Annotated in this window: 16 protein-coding genes and 1 pseudogene; 10 read left to right on the top strand and 7 right to left on the bottom strand. The window is 31.9% G+C overall.

Annotated elements, in window-relative coordinates:
• The first annotated feature begins 8 nt into the window (after positions 1 to 8).
• The 6 genes from HMPREF3131_RS10555 to HMPREF3131_RS10530 all read left to right on the top strand — a co-directional run bounded on the left by HMPREF3131_RS10555 (position 9) and on the right by HMPREF3131_RS10530 (position 5,568).
• Complete coding sequence (locus tag HMPREF3131_RS10555) at positions 9 to 971, top strand: phosphate/phosphite/phosphonate ABC transporter substrate-binding protein (protein WP_070436789.1); 963 nt, start codon at positions 9 to 11, stop codon at positions 969 to 971.
• Positions 972 to 1,104: 133 nt separating this feature from the next.
• Positions 1,105 to 1,878, top strand: coding sequence for a phosphonate ABC transporter ATP-binding protein (phnC, locus tag HMPREF3131_RS10550; RefSeq protein ID WP_002454720.1), 774 nt, complete (start codon positions 1,105 to 1,107; stop codon positions 1,876 to 1,878).
• A 1-nt stretch (position 1,879) separates the two neighbouring features.
• A complete protein-coding gene (phnE, locus tag HMPREF3131_RS10545; protein WP_048680895.1) occupies positions 1,880 to 2,680 on the top strand; it encodes a phosphonate ABC transporter, permease protein PhnE in 801 nt (266 codons plus the stop codon).
• Entirely contained in the window at positions 2,677 to 3,504 is an 828-nt protein-coding gene (phnE, locus tag HMPREF3131_RS10540) for a phosphonate ABC transporter, permease protein PhnE (RefSeq protein WP_070436787.1), read from the top strand. The genes phnE (HMPREF3131_RS10545) and phnE (HMPREF3131_RS10540) overlap by 4 nt, the downstream gene beginning before the upstream one ends.
• A 1,088-nt stretch (positions 3,505 to 4,592) precedes the next feature.
• Entirely contained in the window at positions 4,593 to 5,075 is a 483-nt protein-coding gene (locus HMPREF3131_RS10535; RefSeq protein WP_070436785.1) for a GNAT family N-acetyltransferase, read from the top strand.
• Between the two features lie 16 nt (positions 5,076 to 5,091).
• On the top strand, positions 5,092 to 5,568 hold the full coding sequence (locus HMPREF3131_RS10530; RefSeq protein ID WP_017175494.1) for a peptide-methionine (S)-S-oxide reductase: 477 nt from the start codon (positions 5,092 to 5,094) through the stop codon (positions 5,566 to 5,568).
• Between the two features lie 50 nt (positions 5,569 to 5,618).
• Here the strand turns inward: HMPREF3131_RS10530 and HMPREF3131_RS10525 are convergent, their stop codons facing one another.
• Both HMPREF3131_RS10525 and HMPREF3131_RS10520 read right to left on the bottom strand, forming a co-directional pair.
• The gene (locus tag HMPREF3131_RS10525; RefSeq protein WP_049419664.1) at positions 5,619 to 5,972 is read right to left on the bottom strand and encodes a hypothetical protein; all 354 of its coding nucleotides are present in this window, start codon (positions 5,970 to 5,972) and stop codon (positions 5,619 to 5,621) included.
• Between the two features lie 137 nt (positions 5,973 to 6,109).
• Positions 6,110 to 6,463, bottom strand: a complete 354-nt coding sequence (locus tag HMPREF3131_RS10520; protein ID WP_002449545.1) for a DoxX family protein — start codon at positions 6,461 to 6,463, stop codon at positions 6,110 to 6,112.
• Between the two features lie 211 nt (positions 6,464 to 6,674).
• Here HMPREF3131_RS10520 and HMPREF3131_RS10515 point away from each other — a divergent pair, with 211 nt between their 5' ends.
• Positions 6,675 to 7,853 carry an MFS transporter gene (locus HMPREF3131_RS10515; RefSeq protein WP_070436783.1) on the top strand — a complete coding sequence of 393 codons (1,179 nt, stop codon included), beginning with the start codon at positions 6,675 to 6,677 and terminating at the stop codon, positions 7,851 to 7,853.
• 328 nt (positions 7,854 to 8,181) lie between these two features.
• Here HMPREF3131_RS10515 and HMPREF3131_RS10510 read toward each other — a convergent pair whose 3' ends face one another.
• The 5 genes and pseudogenes from HMPREF3131_RS10510 to HMPREF3131_RS10495 all read right to left on the bottom strand — a co-directional run bounded on the left by HMPREF3131_RS10510 (position 8,182) and on the right by HMPREF3131_RS10495 (position 13,957).
• Positions 8,182 to 8,742 (bottom strand): TetR/AcrR family transcriptional regulator, encoded by a 561-nt coding sequence (locus tag HMPREF3131_RS10510; RefSeq protein WP_070436781.1) that lies wholly within the window; start codon positions 8,740 to 8,742, stop codon positions 8,182 to 8,184.
• Between the two features lie 183 nt (positions 8,743 to 8,925).
• The gene (locus HMPREF3131_RS10505; RefSeq protein WP_019834761.1) at positions 8,926 to 9,867 is read right to left on the bottom strand and encodes a glycine betaine ABC transporter substrate-binding protein; all 942 of its coding nucleotides are present in this window, start codon (positions 9,865 to 9,867) and stop codon (positions 8,926 to 8,928) included.
• A 385-nt stretch (positions 9,868 to 10,252) separates the two neighbouring features.
• A pseudogene (locus HMPREF3131_RS10500) lies at positions 10,253 to 12,410 on the bottom strand (MMPL family transporter); the annotation flags it as partial.
• A 241-nt stretch (positions 12,411 to 12,651) separates the two neighbouring features.
• On the bottom strand, positions 12,652 to 12,819 hold the full coding sequence (locus HMPREF3131_RS11385; protein WP_170076316.1) for a hypothetical protein: 168 nt from the start codon (positions 12,817 to 12,819) through the stop codon (positions 12,652 to 12,654).
• Positions 12,820 to 13,072: 253 nt separating this feature from the next.
• Positions 13,073 to 13,957, bottom strand: a complete 885-nt coding sequence (locus tag HMPREF3131_RS10495) for a LysR family transcriptional regulator (RefSeq protein ID WP_017175490.1) — start codon at positions 13,955 to 13,957, stop codon at positions 13,073 to 13,075.
• Between the two features lie 256 nt (positions 13,958 to 14,213).
• Between HMPREF3131_RS10495 and HMPREF3131_RS10490 the strand changes: the two genes are divergently transcribed.
• The 3 genes from HMPREF3131_RS10490 (at position 14,214) to HMPREF3131_RS10480 (ending at position 18,988) form a co-directional block, all read left to right on the top strand.
• On the top strand, positions 14,214 to 14,825 hold the full coding sequence (locus tag HMPREF3131_RS10490) for a metallophosphoesterase (protein WP_017175489.1): 612 nt from the start codon (positions 14,214 to 14,216) through the stop codon (positions 14,823 to 14,825).
• Positions 14,826 to 14,943: 118 nt separating this feature from the next.
• Complete coding sequence (locus HMPREF3131_RS10485; protein ID WP_070436780.1) at positions 14,944 to 17,139, top strand: LPXTG cell wall anchor domain-containing protein; 2,196 nt, start codon at positions 14,944 to 14,946, stop codon at positions 17,137 to 17,139.
• 271 nt (positions 17,140 to 17,410) lie between these two features.
• A complete protein-coding gene (locus HMPREF3131_RS10480) occupies positions 17,411 to 18,988 on the top strand; it encodes a YfcC family protein (RefSeq protein WP_049434741.1) in 1,578 nt (525 codons plus the stop codon).
• The last annotated feature ends 26 nt before the right edge of the window (positions 18,989 to 19,014 follow it).

The raw sequence follows: 19,014 nt of genomic DNA, 5'->3' as shown, positions 1-19,014 counted from the left end.
AATATGTTATGAAGCAATTGAAGTACCTTTTAGTATTAGCGCTATCAGTTATTATTTTTGCAGCAGCATGTGGAAATAATAGCTCGTTAGACAATAATAAAAGTAGTAATTCGGATGGTGGATCAGGTTCAAGTAAAGATGGCTACACACCTAAAGAATTAACTGTACAATTCGTACCATCACAAAATGCAGATACACTTGAAGCAAAAGCAAAACCGCTTGAAAAATTATTATCTAAGAAATTAGGTATTCCAGTAAAAGTGTCTGTATCAACAAATTACAATACAATTGTTGAAGCAATGAAATCTAAAAAAGTAGATGTTGGTTTCTTACCACCAACTGCTTACACTTTAGCACATGATCAAAAAGCAGCTGATTTATTATTACAAGCACAACGTTATGGTGTGAATGAAGATGGTTCTAGTAACAAAAAACTTGTAAAAGATTATAAATCAGAAATCTTAGTTAAAAAGAATTCAGGTATTAATAGCTTAAAAGATTTAAAAGGTAAAAAAATCGCATTACAAGATGTAACTTCAACAGCAGGTTACACATTCCCAATTGCAACAATTAAAAAAGATGCTGGTATTGACGCTACTAAAGATATGAAAATCGTAAACATGAAAGGTCATGACCAAGCCGTTATTTCATTATTAAATGGTGATGTTGACGCTGCAGCTGTATTCCAAGATGCACGTAACATTGTTAAAAAAGATCAACCAAACGTATTTAAAGATACTAAAATTCTTAAACTAACCAAACCAATTCCTAACGATACGATTTCAGTTCGTCCTGATATGAACAAAGACTTCCAAGATAAACTTAAAAAAGCATTTAAAGACATCGCTAAAACAAAAGAAGGACATAAAATTATTAGTGAAGTATACTCTCACGAAGGCTATACAGATGCTAAAGACTCAGACTTCGATATCGTAAGAAAATATGAAAAAGAAGTTCAAGATATGAAATAATTTTCACAAAGACAGAATTAAATAAGTGATAAAGAGAAGAGGCTAGGGCAGTAATATAAGAAATGCATACATCATTTCTTATAATCTTGTCCCGACCTCTTTCTCTGTATTAAAAAGAAGGGTGTAAACATACATGAGTCAGATAGAGTTTAAAAATGTGAGCAAGATTTATCCTAACGGTCATGTGGGGTTAAAAGATATCAATTTAAACATTGAAAAAGGTGACTTTGCTGTTATCGTAGGTTTATCAGGTGCGGGGAAATCTACTTTATTAAGATCTGTCAATCGTCTACATGATATTACTTCGGGAGATATTACAATTGAAGGTAAATCGATTACTAAAGCTAAAGGTAAAGAATTATTAATGATGCGTCGTAATATAGGAATGATTTTCCAACATTTTAATTTAGTCAAACGATCTACTGTGTTGAGAAATGTATTAAGTGGTCGTGTCGGTTATCATCCAACTTGGAAAATGGTATTAGGATTATTTCCAAAAGAAGACAAAATTAAAGCAATGGATGCGTTAGAACGTGTGAATATTTTGGATAAATATGATCAACGTTCAGATGAACTGTCTGGAGGTCAACAGCAACGTATTTCAATTGCACGTGCCTTAGCGCAAGAGCCAGCGATTATTTTAGCAGATGAGCCTGTTGCATCTTTAGACCCCCTCACTACTAAACAAGTTATGGATGACTTGAAAAAAATCAATGAAGAATTAGGTATTACCATTTTAATTAACCTACACTTTGTTGATTTAGCATTAGAATATGGCACACGTATTATTGGTTTACGTGCAGGAGAACTGGTTTATGATGGTCCGGCAAGTGAAGCGAATGAAGATGTATTTAATGAAATTTATGGCCGTAAACTTAATGACGATGAGAAGCTAGGGGTGGAGTAATATGGCAACACCTACTACAAGTAAATATGATCAATATTTAAATAAGAAATTCTCTTTCAAAACTAGTTTAACTCTATTTTTAGTGATTGCGCTCGTCGTGTGGAGTTTTTTATATACGGGCTTTAGCTTTAGTGACTTAATGGTAGGGATTCCACAAATCGGTTCTTTCTTTGGGCAAATGGTTCCACCAGATTGGAGTTACTTAAATACTATTACCAAACCTATGTTAGACACAATTCGCATGGCTATTGTAGGGACATTCTTAGGCTCCATCGTATCAATTCCAGTTGCATTGCTCTGTGCAAGTAATATTGTAAAAACAAAGTGGATTACGATTCCATCACGTTTTATTTTAAATATTGTACGTACCATTCCTGATTTATTATTAGCTGCTGTCTTTGTTGCAGTTTTTGGTATCGGACAAATTCCAGGGGTATTGGCATTATTTATTTTAACAATATGTGTTATTGCGAAATTGTTCTATGAATCGCTTGAAACAATTGATCCAGGTCCAATGGAAGCGATGACGGCCGTAGGTGCAAATAAAACAAAATGGATTATGTTTGGAGTAGTTCCACAAACAATGTCTACATTTTTATCATATGTATTATTTGCATTTGAGATTAATATTCGTGCCTCAGCAGTTCTTGGATTAGTAGGTGCTGGTGGTATCGGTTTATTCTACGACTCAACTTTAGGATTATTCCAATATCCAAAAACAGCGATGATTATTCTGTTCACTTTAGTCATTGTTGTCATTATTGACTATGTCAGCTCGAAAGTGAGGGAAAGACTCGCATGACACAAGAACAGCATCAGTTAGAAAAGAAATATCCAGTGAGATCAAAGGAACACAAACAAAGAATGATTAAACATTGGCTCATTGCCATTGTTGTTTTAGCTATCATTGTTTGGGGTTTTGCAGGTATGCCTGCTTTAGAATTAAAATCTAAATCAATTGAAATTCTTAAATCTATTTTTAATGGATTATTCCACCCCGATTGGGATTATGTTTATATTCCAGCTGGAGAAGACTTACTTCGTGGTTTACTTGAAACGTTTGCCATTGCTGTTATTGGTACATTTATCGCAGCAGTGATTTGCATACCATTCGCATTTTTAGGTGCACGTAACTTAGTAAAAGTTCGACCAGTCACAGGGATTACTAAATTCATTCTTAGTGTCATTCGTGTATTCCCTGAAATTGTTATGGCGTTAATTTTTATAAAAGCAGTAGGTCCTGGTTCATTTTCAGGGGTACTTGCATTAGGTATTCATTCAGTAGGGATGTTAGGTAAATTATTTATAGAGGATATTGAAAGTTTAGACTTCTCATCAGCAGAGGCTTTAAAAGCAAGTGGTGCGAATAAAACTAAAACACTTGTCTTTGCGGTGATTCCTCAAATTTTACCTTCATTCTTATCCCTTATTTTATATCGTTTTGAATTAAACTTACGTTCAGCATCTATTTTAGGTTTAATCGGTGCTGGCGGTATTGGTACACCACTTATCTTTGCACTTCAAACACGTTCATGGGATCGAGTAGGGATTATCTTAATCGGCTTAGTGATTATGGTAGCCATTGTTGACTTTATCTCAGGAGCTATTCGTAAACGTATTGTGTAATAGAAGACATAATTTGAACGTTTTTATAAACAAATAGAGCTATTGCCAGGACTTAGAAAAACTGGACAATAGCTCTTTTGCTATGCATGAAAGAAATGTTGTTACAGTATTAGTAACAGATACTTAGAAAAATACAGTTAATGTTTTTTAGGAATAACGCGTCTAAAGCTAATACTTCTAAGGCTAGTATAAGAGTGAATATGCTAAAATCATTATATTTTGAAGTATTAATGTCATATTCTTTAGTAAGGGGCGTTACTAAAGAATATATAACGTTATTTAAGGATTGTGAATGATGATAACTAAGTGTAGGTTCTGTTTTTAAATAATACGGTGGTTCATTGATGTGTGATTCGATACATAAAACGTGTTGTCAGAGTAACGTGTTGTTTGAATAGCATTTAATTTAGTATCATGGAGTTGAATCGTCGTTGTTCGCTGTTTCATTAAGTTCTGTTTTTCAACATAACTATTAAAATCGTTGTCATTATTTTCTAGGGTGTCTTTACTTCATCCATTTTCCTCTACAAGACTATTGAAACCGATACTTGTCTTCAGATAGATTTCACTGTTGGGCTGAAACATGATAAAAACATGTGTGTTGATTCTAACGGATGACGGGAATGTGATTCATGTTATAGTTAATACCCTGATTTATATTGTAATCATTTGTAGGTATAATGAGTCATTTGTTTTGGTCATGATTAATTAGTATCGTTCTCAGAAGCAATAGGCTGATGAGGTATACGATCATTATATTGTTAATCAATATTCTGCTAGGATGTAAAGCATGACCTCGAGAAAAAATAAATGAAGATGCTATAAGTGTTGTACCAAATACCTATTTAAAGTGATGTATAGTCAAAGGTAGTTAGTTCTTAGTAATGATCATTCTATATACATAAAGATAATGATTTTATTTTTCAAAAATAACCATACCTATGTATATTTATAAACTAACATATTCATAAAAAAACAACCTTAATATTCCCTATCATCTATATGACAGTTTTGTCATACACTTAAAAGTTGATAGGATAAATCGCTATTAAATAAAACTATATGATGATATTGAAAGGGTGTAGAAGATGATTTTTCGAAATGTAGTGGCAGGTGATTTAGAAAGTTTAATTCAATTAGAAAATGAAGGGTTTACTAAAGAAGAAGCAGCAACCACTCAAGCTTTAAAACAGCGTATTGAAATCATTCCGGATACGTTTATTGTTGCAGAAGAAAACAATCAAATCGTTGGCTATATTAATGGTCCAGCTATTTCGAATAAGTTTATTACAGATGATTTATTTGCATCGATTAGACCTAACCCCAATATGGGTGGTTATTTAAGTGTACTCGGTTTAGTTGTAGCGAAAGATTTTCAACATCAAGGCATTGCAGGACAACTGTTAAATAATTTTGAGAATATAGCAAGGCAACATGTACGTTTCGGAGTCACTCTCACTTGTCGCGATACTTTAGTAAGTTTTTATGAATCGCATGGATATATTAATGAAGGATTATCAGATTCTACTCATGCAAATGTAGCTTGGTATAATTTAGTAAAAGAATTATAAAAATAGGAGTGATACATTGGAAACAGTATATCTAGCTGGAGGATGTTTGTGGGGTGTACAAGCATTTATTAAAACATTGCCAGGTGTTATGGCTACTGAAGCAGGACGTGCGAATGGAACGACGCAGCGACTTGATGATGAATATGATGGCTATGTAGAATGCGTCAAAACAGTTTTTAATCCTGATATCACTTCAATTCATGATTTAATGCATTATTTATTTGAAATCATAGACCCATACAGTCTGAATAAGCAAGGCGTAGATAAAGGACCTAAATATCGTACAGGTGTTTATAGTGAAAATGAGAGCCATCTTAAAGAAGCACAACAATTCATTCAACAACGTTCAGATAGAGATAAAATCGTTGTAGAAGTACTTCCTTTAGAAAGTTATGTTAAAAGTGCAGATGAACATCAAGATAGATTAGATAAACATCCTGAAGATATATCATTATGTCATATCTCTAAAAGTATTTTAAATAAATACAACTAAAAGGAATGGGACAGCATTCATATGGTATTCGTTGTCCCATGTACTCTTTATTATTTTTTAGAAAATGTATCGATAAGACTAAGTGCAGCTAAACCTAATAAATCTAAAGCATGTTGTGCACCAACCTTACCATGACCTGCTTCAAGGCGTTTGTATACTGCAACACTTAATACACTAAACGTGACAAGTGATCCTAAGCGAGAGATATTTTTATGCAAGACACTTGTGGCAAACAAACCCGATGCAATGAGCTCAATCACACCTGCTAATTTCATTGCACGTTCTGATAATTCAAAATCCTGTGTAAATAGTTGTTTAGTATAAGGGTTACCGGTAAGTTTACGTTTTGAAGCGGCATACAAATCTTTAGCGAGTTTTAAATTGGTAGCATAACGTAATATCATTATCTAAACGCTCCTTTATATCATATTTATTAGTTAAACTAAGTATAAAAGTCGCATTAAAAAAAGTTAAATAAAAACGTTCAGCATAAATGTGTAATGCATTCACGCTGAACGTTTTTATTTATATAGTTATTGAATTAGTTTTTACCGAATGTATCAGCAAAACTTAAAGCAGCTAAGCCAAGTAAATCTAAAGCGTGTTGTGCGCCTTCTTTACCGTGACCAGCTTCAAAGTGTTTGTAAGCTGCAACGCCTAATACACCAAATGTTGCAATAGAACCTAAACGAGAAATATTTTTGTTTAAGAAGCTTGCAGCAAATAATGCAGCAGCAGTAGCTTCTACTGTGCCTGCTAATTTAACTGATTTTTCTGGTAAACCAAATACATTTTTAAATGTATCAATCATTTCTTGGCTACCTTGTAATTTTGGTTTTGATGAATCATATAATTCTTTTGCAAGTTTTAAATTTGCAGCATAACGTAAGATCATTAATAAGTACTCCTTTTTTAGTTAAAGTATTTTATTATAAAATAAGTATAATTTTTATACTAGAAATTATATGATTATTGGTAAGTAAAGTCAATAAAAAGCGTTAGATAATTATCTTTTTATAAGAAAGTGTTAATCAGTACACTTTAGAAACTATATTGAACGTGTCATAATAATACTGTTGTGAAAAATCTATGAAAGGAGTTATATTATGGAAGCATCGATGAATTATAATCGAATGACTACAATTTTCTTTATTTCGGGTATTATTGTTATGGCAAGTTTATATACTGCTTTACCCCTTACCTCTGTATTCGCAAAAGATTTTGGCATTTCAAATGCTGTTGCCTCTCTAAATGGTGTGATCTTTTCAATTACGTATTCAATAAGTTGTCTATTTTATGGTACAATTTCTGAAAAATTTGGACGTATTCGTACGATTTTATTTGGACTTATTGGACTCGTCATTATATGTTTACTTATAGGCTTCATTCATTCGTTCACACTACTTATTATTCTTCGTGCAATTCAAGGTATATGTGCGGCAGCTTTTTCACCTGTATCTATTACTTATGTCACTGAAACATATTCACCAGTAAAACGTGTGACTGCGATTAGTTTTATTAGTACAAGTTTTATGTTGTCTGGTGTCATTGGCCAAAACTTGAGTGAAATTGTAGTACGTTATTCTAATTGGCATATGGTTTATTTTATATTAACGTTACTTTACATCTTTATAGCAGTACTTATATATAAATATATTCCAGAAAGTCCAGTGAAAAATCCTCAACTCAAACTAGTAGGTTTCTTTAAAAACTTTAAAGATTTTAAAGATAATAAAATAGTCATATTATGTTACCTTATTTCTTTATCTTTACTCACAATGTTTATTAGTATGTATACTATCTTTAATCATTATATTACTTCTGATATTGTAGGGGGCTCGGAAGCAACAGCAATTAATGCTAAACTCTTTGGTATTATTGGGATGTTACTTTCACTATTAGCAGGACGTATGAGTGATCGTACAGGAGTTAAACACGTTATCGTAGGCGCATTAATTGTTAGTATCGTTTCTCTTATTTTAATGGGCTTCACTACAAATGTTATTTTATTAGTGATATGGAGTGTATTATTTGTGGGAGGTATTGCGTTTGCAATTCCATCTACTATTTCAAAAGTAGGGATGGTTGTTAATCGAAATCAAGGTTTCTTCTTATCCGTTAATACATTTATTCTGTTTTTAGGAACAGCTATTGCGCCATTATTGATGATTCTTATTCAACCATTATCTAATTTTACATTACAATTTATAATTATTGCAGTCATTGGAGTCATCGCTCTTATAGTCGCTTTACTTTTACCACGTAGAAAAAATGTAATACGATGACATTGCCAGTATCAAAAGCATTCAAATTCAAAATGAGTTTGGATGCTCATTTTTTTATAATTTGAGTTATCAAATTAAGTGCAGCAACTTATAATTTAAAATTTCATAAGACGTCTTCCAATTAAGACACTTTCTAGATCGAGGATACATAGAGATGACACTATCCCTTTCCTTTCCATTTACAAAATGAAATTAAACAACGTGGCGCAACCTACTTGGCTAGAGGTATTCCATTGATAACTTATGTAGAAATAGATGCACGTATTATGACAGGACAAAACTCATAATTTACTTCTCAAGTAGGGTGTGACGTCAAAGTATTATTAGACTATTTACAGTTTAAAGATATCTCTAAAATGTCATGCAATGTAGCAAAAATCTCATCTACACTATAATTGTAGTCATTTTCTACCCAACGTCTTAAGACCTCTATCATGCCACTGCTATAAAAATCTGCAATAATTTCAGGATGATGACTGTGTTTAATTTTTAAAGCAAGTGGATCATTTTGACTTTTTACGCTATCTAACATTAATTCACGACTTACATGCGTTAGATTACGAAAGACATCCGCTTGACGAGAAGAGGTCAGTAAATGTTTAAATACTTTCTTATGTTCTCCGATAAAATAGATGAATTGTTGAAAAGATTCTTCTGTAGAAAGAAAAGGTCGAGTATCTTCATGATGAAATTGAGTTGCGATATAGTCAGGTAAAGAGAATAGAAGATCGTATTTATCTTGGAAATAACGATAAAATGTACTACGATTAATTTCTGCGTTATCACAAATTTTTTGAATTGTTATTTCGTCAAAATGATAATCATTTAATAATTTAAATACAGTTGCGTTTATATGTTTAATCATACGCTTTTGATTGGCAGTAGGCATAATCCGAAAATACTCCTATTCATTTTTTCTAGTTCGAAAGTTTGACTTATTAAAAGTAAAGTATCATAAACTTTAGAATAATTCCAAATATACATCTTTAATATGATAATAAAAAAGTGTGACGATAGAATATTTAATATTCTTCGCCACACTTAATTGTCAAATAAAGTGTCAATTTAATATTTATTTAGTGTCGATATCTTTTAACCAATCATCGACGTTGTGATCATGATTGTCTACATAATCTTTTGCTACTTGTTCAGGATTTTTACTTTTAACAAAGATGTTTTTAGCTAAACGTTCCTCATCTTTTTGATCCCAATCTTTTGCCATACGTGTTGCAATGTCATATGCCGCTGGATGTTTTTCTTTAAAATTATGATTGAATACTAAATCAATATGTTGCTTATTATTTCCATAAATTTTGTCTGGATCTTTAAGCATTTTGACATCTAATTCTTTAGAGAACCAATTTGGTTCCATTGATGTGAAAAGAATAGGTTGTTGTTGTTGATATGCTTTTTGAATTTTTTTGAATTGTTCCTGATCGGAACTTTTATCTAGGCTATATTTACTCAAATCGTCTCTATCTAATTCATCATTCGTTTGTTGCATAACACCATTTCTGTTATCAGTACCTTGAATTGTCCAATCTACAGATTTACCAAAATCTTTATCATCTTTTAAATCTTTAATTGAATCAATGTTCTGAACATATTTAGGTACTGCTAATCCAACATTAACATGATCAATTAAATGTTTCTCATCATATAAAGTAAGTGTATCTTTAAATTTATCATAATATCTTTTATCTGTTTCTGGAAAAATACCTGAAGCATGAAATGCATCATCACTTGCAGACACTGTTGCATATAATGGTCCACTTGCTGGCACAGGTGTAGTTGTAACATCATAACCAGCTTTCTTTAATACTTCCGCAATCACAAGTGAACGTGCAGTTGAATTATCACTTGCAATATAAGGGATTTCAATCGTTTTGTCTCCTAATTCGGTTTTACTTTGTGTAGAGGAGTTGGATTGACTATTCCCACAGGCACTTAAAACTATGGCTAGTGTGAGTGTGGCTAATAGTACTAAAAATTTTGATACGCGTGATTTAAGCATCAATATCTTTCGCCTCCCTGATCATCTTTTCTATTGTCTGTATGACTCGTTTGATATTTATCGTAAACATGTTGATTATGTTCGCGGGCATAAAGCATCAATGCTTTAAATAATACATCCTGCTCCGTATTATTATCAGTTAAATCTTTGTATAGGTGTGTGGTTTTATCAAAATAAGTTGTAGTGTCATGCTGTTCTTGTCGCTTAGAATGAACCGTTTCAGGTGTACCTTCTTCGGTATATAAAGCTTCGTAATCAACATCATCATATGCATTATAATTATTAGAATGGGTAGCATAGCTGCGATTTTGATGTTGATAAGATACATCTTGTGTATCAACGAATTCTCTATAACGAGGGGCCTCTGAATGTTTGTAATTAGAAGTAGAAGATTCATGATGTTCTTCTAATGCTTTACCTTCAACGTCAATTTTAGGTAATATAACACCTAACCATTTCGGTAAGTACCAAGATGCATTACCGAATAATTTAGTTAAAGCAGGAATTAATGTCATTCTGACAATAAAAGCATCAAATAATACACCAAATGCAAGAGAAAGACCCATTGATTTAATTGCAGTATCATCTTGGAAGATAAAGGCAATAAACACACTGAACATAATTAATGCAGCGGCAACGATAACTGGACCACTTTCTTTAATACCTACGCGAATAGAGTGATCATTATCTCCAGTTTTGCTGTATTCTTCATGAACACGTGTCATTAAGAATAATTCATAGTCAATGGCTAATCCGAATAATAAACCGATTGTAATAACAGGTAAAAAGGCAAGTAATGGACCTGTATTGTCTACACCAAATAGACTACTCATCACACCATCTTGCATGACTAAGGTTGTAAATCCAAGGGTTGCCATTAATGATAAGACAAATCCAAGTACTGCTTTTAATGGCACAAGGATAGATCTAAATACAATCATAAGTAAAATAAATGCTAGTATAACGATAACGCTAGCGAATACTGGGATAGCATCATTCAGTTTTTCTGACATATCGATATTAATGACGCTTTGACCAGAAATCTCAGTGTCATAATGATATTTATCTTCGGCATCTTTGTGATAATCTCTCAATTCATATACAAGATCTGTGGTAGATTTAGCGTTTGGACCTTCATTTGGAATAATCGTAAAGATAGCATAGTGATTATTACCATTCAATTGTGCTTTAGATACTGTATCTACATTATCTAAATCTTCTATATCTCTACGCATATTACTTAAATCATTTTCAATTGATGTTTTACTTCCACCATCTTTAGTATTCACTAACATTACAATTTGTCCGTTATAGCCTTCACCAAAATTATCTGAAATCAGTTGATACGCTTTATGCTCAGAAGAATCGTTTGGTTTAAGACTGTCATCAGGAATACCAAGACGCATGCCTGTGATTGGAATTATAGCTAGAATAAGAATCACTAAACTAATAATCGTTGCAAGCACAGGTTTACCTACAACGAATTTAGCCCATGGATGATGTTTAGGGTCTTTATTTTTAGTAGGCTTATTTTTAATTTTAATACTTTTATGGAAAATACTAATTAATGCAGGAAGTAATGTTAAGGCTGCTAAAACAGCGAATAACACACTAATAGCTGAAGCAAATCCCATAATTGCTAAGAAATCAATGCCTACTAGTGATAAACCACACACTGCCATCATTACTGTAATACCAGCAAAGATAACAGCACTACCTGCAGTACCTACTGCTTTACCAATTGCTTCTACCGTGGCAGTACCTGATTTTTTAATTTCTTTATATCTAAATAGAATAAATAAAGAATAGTCAATACCTACCGCTAAGCCAATCATTACAGCTAGTGTTAATGTGAAGTTTGGAATGTCAAACATAAATGTAAGTAATGAAATCATACCGACACTTGTTGCTAAACCAAGAATCGCACTAATAATTGGCATACCTGCTGCAATAAGAGAGCCAAATGTGATAAGTAAAATAATGAAAGCAACTACGATACCTACTATTTCAGAAACACCACCAGGTTCAGAGCCCATTGACATACCAGTTGTTTTTTCAATTTGAATGTTGTGATTATCTTTAATATCTTGAAGTGCTTTATTTACTATCTTTTTAGATGAATCTTGCATACTTGTTTGAGGGACAACATAGCTGATATTAGCAATAGCTGTATCGCCTTCACTATTGACCTGTCCCGACTCATATGGATTAGAAATGTTTTGTATATAATCATCATCTTGTTTAATATTATCTAAGGCATCCTCTATGTCTTTTTTCGTTGTTTTATCTTTCAATCCATCCTCTTTATTTGAATGAAAGACAATCTTCATGGACGCTTTTTCACTGTCTTGATGAAATTCTTTACTGATTTTATCATTCGTATCAATGGATTTTAATCCATTCATTTTGATATCACTATCAAATTTTGGTGAAGTAACTAATAGAGGCGCAATCACTACACCAAGTACGACTAACCATATAATAATACTTAGCCATTTATGCTTAGCGATAAATGTACCAAGTTTATATAATAGATTTGCCAATATAATACCTCCTTTTATTGTTAAAATAGCGTTATTAGACAATGTACGTTAATAGAACGTATTTTATAATTTAACAAGAGTTTGATTATATGTGTACCATTAAAAAATTTAAGACGTTGGAAAATGCAACATTTTATTAAAATTGTTGTTTTTTTATAGAAGAAGTGAGGAGGAGCATAAAAAAGAGAAGGATAACATTCATTTAAAATTCGTTATCCTTCTCTTTATGATATGTATAAATTTAAGCTACGAAATATCCGATAAGACAAATTGCACCAATGAGTACAAATAAAACGCCAGGTAAATATATTTTTTCTCTAAGATCAATATCTTGTCTATATACGACGAAGCTACTAATAGAGATGAGTATGATACCCACTACTAGTAAAATAATAGAAAGTATAAGCATCAACTCAGCCTCCTTCATATCAAAATTGATGAAAACGGTGTTCTCTTAATTTTATTATATTAGGAACAGACAAATTTTTATAGCAATTTATTAATATAATGTAAAAATGTTATCATTTTTATAGTTATTTATTAATAAAATTTATAAGAAATTTACATTTAATAAAATAATTAAAAGGAGTAGAAAATGAATTCTAAAAGAATTGTTTTCTACTCCTTTGGTTATATAAATGATCTTTGCATATCATTGACGTCTAAATACTTTCATTTTTTAAAGAATAGATTAATGTCATAAAGTTTTGAATAAGAGAAGTGAGATGATGATCTGCCCGGTAAACGATAGAGATATAGCTTGAAGGTGGGCCTTCTTTTAATGACTTACCAATAATATTAGGATGATGGAATAAGGTGCTTTGGCTTACAAGACTTAGATAATTAGAATCTTTAATAATGGTTAATATACTACTAATACTATTTGATTCCATATGAACATTTAAATCAATAAAATTGTTTTTTCGCCAATCATCAATACTTTCTCGTGTTGAACCACTACTATGAATAATGAAACGATACGCATTTAAATCTTCTAATGAAATATCTGTTTTTGAAGCCAAAGGATGTCTTTTATCCATTGCGATAACAAGTGGATTTTCTTGAAGACGTTTCACTTTCAATTCTTTTTCATTGAATCCTTTTTCTGAAATAACACCGATATCAATCTCTCTATCTTTTATTTTATTTAGTATTATAGGAGCAGTATCTACAATTAAATTAATATCAATATTTGGATAATCATGCATATATTTTTTTAAAGTGCTAGGAAGAATACTATAAATAGGTGCATGGCTTGCTCCAACGCGTAAAGTTCCACGTTTAGATTGTTTGAATTCTTCAATCATATTTGTTGTTTCATCAATTAAATTTAGCATTTTATTAGAATTACGATAAAGTAAGTCTCCAGCATCGGTTAAATTGAAACATTTTCCTTTTTTAAAATATAAAGGTATTCCAAGTTCGTTATTTAAATTTTTTAGATGAAATGTTACAGTTGGTTGCGTTATCCCCAGTTTTTCAGCAACAGCATTTTCATTCTGCAATTCAACAAAATTTTTAAAAATCATCATTTGTTTTGTATTCATAAATTAATTCCCCAAAATATATAAATTTTTTCTATTCTATTATTTATATTAAAGAAAGAATTTTGAGGTTACGTTAATAAATTGTTTAAAGTTAGTTAATGTTGATACATTATAATGGGATATACAGTATCATCAGTAGAGGATTGAATAAAAATTTTGTTACGCTCTCATGTATTAAATTAAAAATTGAGGGTAATAACAATGTTGCGTAACAAATCTTACAACATAAAGCATTTACATTTAAGGAGAGATTTACATGTCAGAAAGACTACTTGTGATTTCTGATATTCATGGACATCGAAAAGCCCTTTCCATACTTTTAAAACGAGCAAAATATAATCCCAAAAAAGATCAACTCGTACTTATGGGGGATTACGTAAATAATGGGCCGGATTCATTTGGAACATTAAAATTGGTTAAAAGGTTAAAACGACGTGGTGCGCTTACTTTAGCAGGTAATCATGAAATGCGCTGGTTAAATAGTAAAGATAAAAAGATTAAGCGTTGGCATCCGTTCTTACGTGAATTATCTGCTGTTGAAGTAATTGGTAATTATATTTTTGCACATGCAGGAATAGATACCAATAAACCTTTGAATAAGCAGATTAAAGAATATACTACTGGACATTATTCACATTCGCTTAATCGTCAGATTCCTAAAAATAAATATTTAGTTCATGGTCATGTACCGAATGATCGCTATGGATTAAAGAAAGACGAGATTTATAAAAATAAAAATGAATTATCTATAGATACAGGCGCAGGACACAATAAGTTTTTATCGCTGATTGATTTAACAGGTCAATATCAGTATTCAGTAGAGGTAGCGAATATTCGAAAAATGAATATAAAACGCTTAAAAATATAATAGTTAATGATGTTTAATCTTTGATTAAAACGAATAAATAAAAATATAATAAGACATTCAAGTTTTATGTAAAATGTTATATAATGAAATGGAATATCACTAAAAAAGGGTGGCATTAATGAATAAAAATACGCAAAACAAAAATCGTAAAATGTCGAAGCTAAGTTCGTATTTAAAAGTGTCATGTTCAGCTTTAATATTAAGTAGTTCACTTGTAGGTTACGGGTTTACGAAAGATGCATTTGCAGCAACACAAGATGCAGAAACAGCAACTTCTGAAACTTCAACACATGTTCAAAAAGATTTACAAGATGCAATTAATAAAGCGAAAGAAGACATTAAGCAACTAAAACATTTAAGTGCAGTTGAGTTAAAAAGTTATAAAGAAGATATTGAAAGTGCTAAAAATCAGACTGAAATTAAAAATATAATCAAAGAAGCGAAAAAAGAAAATAAAGCAACAGCACAAGAAAACACAACGGACGTTTCAAACAAGGATAATAGTACTGAATCATCTAGCACTCAAGATGCGTCAACAGAAGAAAAAGCTACAACAAGTCACGACACTTCTGCTGATGATACATCTAATATATCAAATGATTTAGATAACATCGTATCAGATTTAGATGCTCTATCTAATAAAGTTGATAGCGGTCAACAAAAAGATGCAACAACATCAAATGAATCTTCGTCTTCTGAATCAAATACTTCTGAAAACACAACTGATGAAGTAACGAAAGAGGAATCCACTACGGAAGAATCATCAAAAGAAGCACCAACAACTGAGGATCCTTCAAATCAACCAACCTCTTCTAAATCAGAAACTTCTATTGTTGATAAATTAGATAGTATTAAAAATGATATCGATAGTGCTAAAAAAGACATGGAAAGTTCAAAAGAAAACAATTCAAACCAATTACCAAGTGATGACAATAATACTGAAGAGGCGACAACTGAATCATCTAGCACTCAAGAAGCGCCAACAACAGAAGACACAACACATTCTAATTCAAACCATCATTTATTAGATGAATTAGCTAAATTAAACAATACGCATAAAGATCAAGACTTAGATACAGATGTACGACATCATCAATTTGATAAAGTGAATCACCAATTATCAGAAACTGAAAAAATTAATCAAGCTATTGCTAAAATTGAAAATAGTAAAGATGATGCCAGTCATTTATATATCAATCGTAAATTAGATCAATTATCTGATTTACGTGATAAAATTCAAAATCAAGCTGATTTAGCGAAAAAAGATAAACAAGTTATTGATAATGACATTGAAACTGTACGTAAAAATATAGAGAATAACCGTGATATTATTCTTAATCGTTTGCAACAAGCGTCTGACAAACAACATGCAGCTGAAGATATATTAAACAGCGTGTTTAGTAAAAATGAAGCACAACACATCTTGAAAAATATTAAAACAAAAGGGCAGTCTGATAAACAAATTGCAGATCAGATTATGAAACAAATTGATGGATTAACTTCAACAACGAGTGATGACATTTTAAAATCTATGTTAGAACAAGCTACTAATAAAGAGGATTTATTAAAAACAATTTTATCTACACGTTTAGGGCAAAATGAAGCGGCTACTATTGCGAAACGATTAGCCAATGACCATTTAACAAATTCACAAATTGTTGATCGCTTAAAACAAGCATTTAATCAACATGGTCTTGTGTCTAGTGATGATATTTTAAATGATATTTTAGATAAAACGTCTAATCGTAAACAAGCTATTGAAACAATGTTAGCAACAAAATTAAACCAAGCAAAAGCGAAGGTTTTAGCTGATATTATTTCAAGAGTACAATCTGACAAAGCGAATGCTTTGGATTTAGTGAAAAGTACAATTAATGGTAAAGCAAATGACTTATTACAACTTCAAAATAGCTTAGGTCAAGCCAAAAATAGATTAAATTATATTCTTGATCCAATTGTAAATCGCCCATCATTATTAGATCGTATTACGGGTAACACAAGTGGTTCAAATCTCGGTTCAAGTCTATTAGGTAATCTTCCTTCAGGTAGTAGTTTGCTTGATGGATTAACAAATGGAAATAGCTTACTTGATGGTATAAGTGATATTCCTGATCCAACACAAGGTTTATCATTAGGTCATTTAGGCGATGATGGTTTACTTAGCGGTTTATTTAATAGTGATGGAAATTTATCATTACCTGCAACAGGTGAAGCTATTAAGAAAAACTGGATTCCGATTGCAGCAGTGATTGCTATTGCAGGTGGGGCACTTGTATGGTTCAGTCGTCGTAAACATCACCAATCTAATAACTAAACCAAATAAATAGGAGTAAATAATTAATGCCATTGAACATTAATTATTTACTCTATTTTTATATATTGAGTTGTTGCACTAAAATGGACAACTCAACATATGTAAAAGATGTATCCAAAGTATGAATAGTAATCAATTTACTTTACATCATCATTGAATGTCATATGCATTAGACATAAACTTAAAGTGTGAAAAAACAATTTTAAAATGACTCAATTGTAATTATGACGTAGTACATATTGAAGTGATTAAGATTAAAGGGGTGGGGAGCATGGAACACGGTGAAGGTGTATCTCATACAGTATCTGATAACAAAGAGAAAAAACGGTTTCGATTAAAAATGCCTGGTGCATTTACAATATTATTTATTTTAACCATTATTGCAGTGTTAGCAACTTGGATTGTGCCAGCAGGTGCGTATTCTAAGCTTTCTTATAATGCAGGAGCGCATGAATTTAAGATTGTCGATGCACATAATAAAACAACGACAGTCCCAGGGACACAAAATCAACTTGATAAATTAGGTGTCAAAATTGATGTGAACCAATTTAAATCAGGTGCTATCAATAAACCGATATCGATTCCTGGAACTTACGAGCGCTTGAAACAAAAGCCAGCGGGTCCCGATCAAATTACGACAAGTATGGTAAATGGAACGATTGAAGCTGTCGATGTCATGGTATTTATTCTTGTGCTTGGTGGTTTAATAGGCGTCGTACAAACGAGTGGTGCTTTTGAATCGGGATTATTAGCATTAACTAAAAAAACGAAAGGGCATGAATTTTTACTGGTCTTTATGGTATCTATCTTAATGATTTTAGGTGGAACGTTATGTGGCATTGAAGAAGAAGCGGTCGCTTTCTATCCAGTTCTGGTACCTATTTTTATAGCGATGGGCTATGATTCTATTATATGTGTAGGATCTATTTTTCTGGCGAGTTCTATTGGGAGTACGTTTTCAACCGTTAACCCTTTTTCAGTAGTCATTGCCTCTAATGCTGCAGGAACAACATTTGTAGATGGATTATATTGGCGTATTGCTGGACTTATTGTAGCAACCATCTTTACGATAGGATATTTATATTGGTATGCAAAACGCATTAAAAAAAATCCGAAACGATCATACACTTATGATGATAAAGTGAAGTTTGAAAGACAATGGTCAGTGATTAAGAATAATGGTGAAGACAGTATCTTTACCTTACGTGAAAAAATTATTTTAATACTCTTTATCTTGCCATTCCCAATTATGATTTGGGGCGTCATGACTCAGGGATGGTGGTTCCCGATTATGGCGTCTATGTTTTTAGCCTTTACCATTGTGATTATGCTTATTGTCGCATTAGGTAAGAATGGATTAGGTGAGAAAAAAGTGGTCGATGCATTTGTTAATGGTGCATCAAGCTTAGTAGGCGTATCATTAATCATTGGTCTTGCACGTGGTATTAATAGGATTATGAATGATGGACTGATTTCAGATACAGTGTTAAATTTTTCATCATCACTTGTAAAACATGTGAATGGACCACTGTTTATTCTTGTATTATTGATTATCTTTTTCTTCCTAGGATTTATTATTCCTTCATCATCAGGATTGGCTGTACTTGCCATGCCAATATTTGCACCACTTGCTGATACAGTAGGTATTCCTCGATTTGTGATTGTTACAGCGTATCAATTTGGACAATATGCGATGCTATTTTTAGCACCAACAGGATTGATTATGGCTACATTACAAATGTTGGATATGAAATATTCACATTGGTTTAAATTTGTATGGCCAATTGTCGTTTTTGTATTTATCTTTGGCGGTGGCTTATTAGTTACCCAAGTATTAGTATATTCATAATAAAAAAGAGTCCGGGACATAAAGTA

The organism is Staphylococcus sp. HMSC14C01 (assembly GCF_001808085.1).
Classification (GTDB): domain Bacteria; phylum Bacillota; class Bacilli; order Staphylococcales; family Staphylococcaceae; genus Staphylococcus; species Staphylococcus hominis.
Note: the sequence above shows the minus strand (reverse complement) of the source record. Positions and strands in the feature narration are given on the sequence as shown.

What these genes read in the sequence shown, in the direction of transcription:
- HMPREF3131_RS10490 (WP_017175489.1), top strand. Translation starts at nt 14,214, where the DNA reads ATGTCAGAAAGACTACTTGTGATTTCTGATATTCATGGACATCGAAAA.
- HMPREF3131_RS10505 (WP_019834761.1), bottom strand. Translation starts at nt 9,867, where the DNA reads ATGCTTAAATCACGCGTATCAAAATTTTTAGTACTATTAGCCACACTC.
- phnE (WP_070436787.1), top strand. Translation starts at nt 2,677, where the DNA reads ATGACACAAGAACAGCATCAGTTAGAAAAGAAATATCCAGTGAGATCA.
- phnC (WP_002454720.1), top strand. Translation starts at nt 1,105, where the DNA reads ATGAGTCAGATAGAGTTTAAAAATGTGAGCAAGATTTATCCTAACGGT.
- HMPREF3131_RS10495 (WP_017175490.1), bottom strand. Translation starts at nt 13,957, where the DNA reads ATGAATACAAAACAAATGATGATTTTTAAAAATTTTGTTGAATTGCAG.
- HMPREF3131_RS10525 (WP_049419664.1), bottom strand. Translation starts at nt 5,972, where the DNA reads ATGATATTACGTTATGCTACCAATTTAAAACTCGCTAAAGATTTGTAT.
- HMPREF3131_RS10555 (WP_070436789.1), top strand. Translation starts at nt 9, where the DNA reads ATGAAGCAATTGAAGTACCTTTTAGTATTAGCGCTATCAGTTATTATT.
- HMPREF3131_RS10520 (WP_002449545.1), bottom strand. Translation starts at nt 6,463, where the DNA reads ATGATCTTACGTTATGCTGCAAATTTAAAACTTGCAAAAGAATTATAT.
- phnE (WP_048680895.1), top strand. Translation starts at nt 1,880, where the DNA reads ATGGCAACACCTACTACAAGTAAATATGATCAATATTTAAATAAGAAA.
- HMPREF3131_RS11385 (WP_170076316.1), bottom strand. Translation starts at nt 12,819, where the DNA reads ATGCTTATACTTTCTATTATTTTACTAGTAGTGGGTATCATACTCATC.
- HMPREF3131_RS10535 (WP_070436785.1), top strand. Translation starts at nt 4,593, where the DNA reads ATGATTTTTCGAAATGTAGTGGCAGGTGATTTAGAAAGTTTAATTCAA.
- HMPREF3131_RS10510 (WP_070436781.1), bottom strand. Translation starts at nt 8,742, where the DNA reads ATGCCTACTGCCAATCAAAAGCGTATGATTAAACATATAAACGCAACT.
- HMPREF3131_RS10485 (WP_070436780.1), top strand. Translation starts at nt 14,944, where the DNA reads ATGAATAAAAATACGCAAAACAAAAATCGTAAAATGTCGAAGCTAAGT.
- HMPREF3131_RS10480 (WP_049434741.1), top strand. Translation starts at nt 17,411, where the DNA reads ATGGAACACGGTGAAGGTGTATCTCATACAGTATCTGATAACAAAGAG.
- HMPREF3131_RS10515 (WP_070436783.1), top strand. Translation starts at nt 6,675, where the DNA reads ATGGAAGCATCGATGAATTATAATCGAATGACTACAATTTTCTTTATT.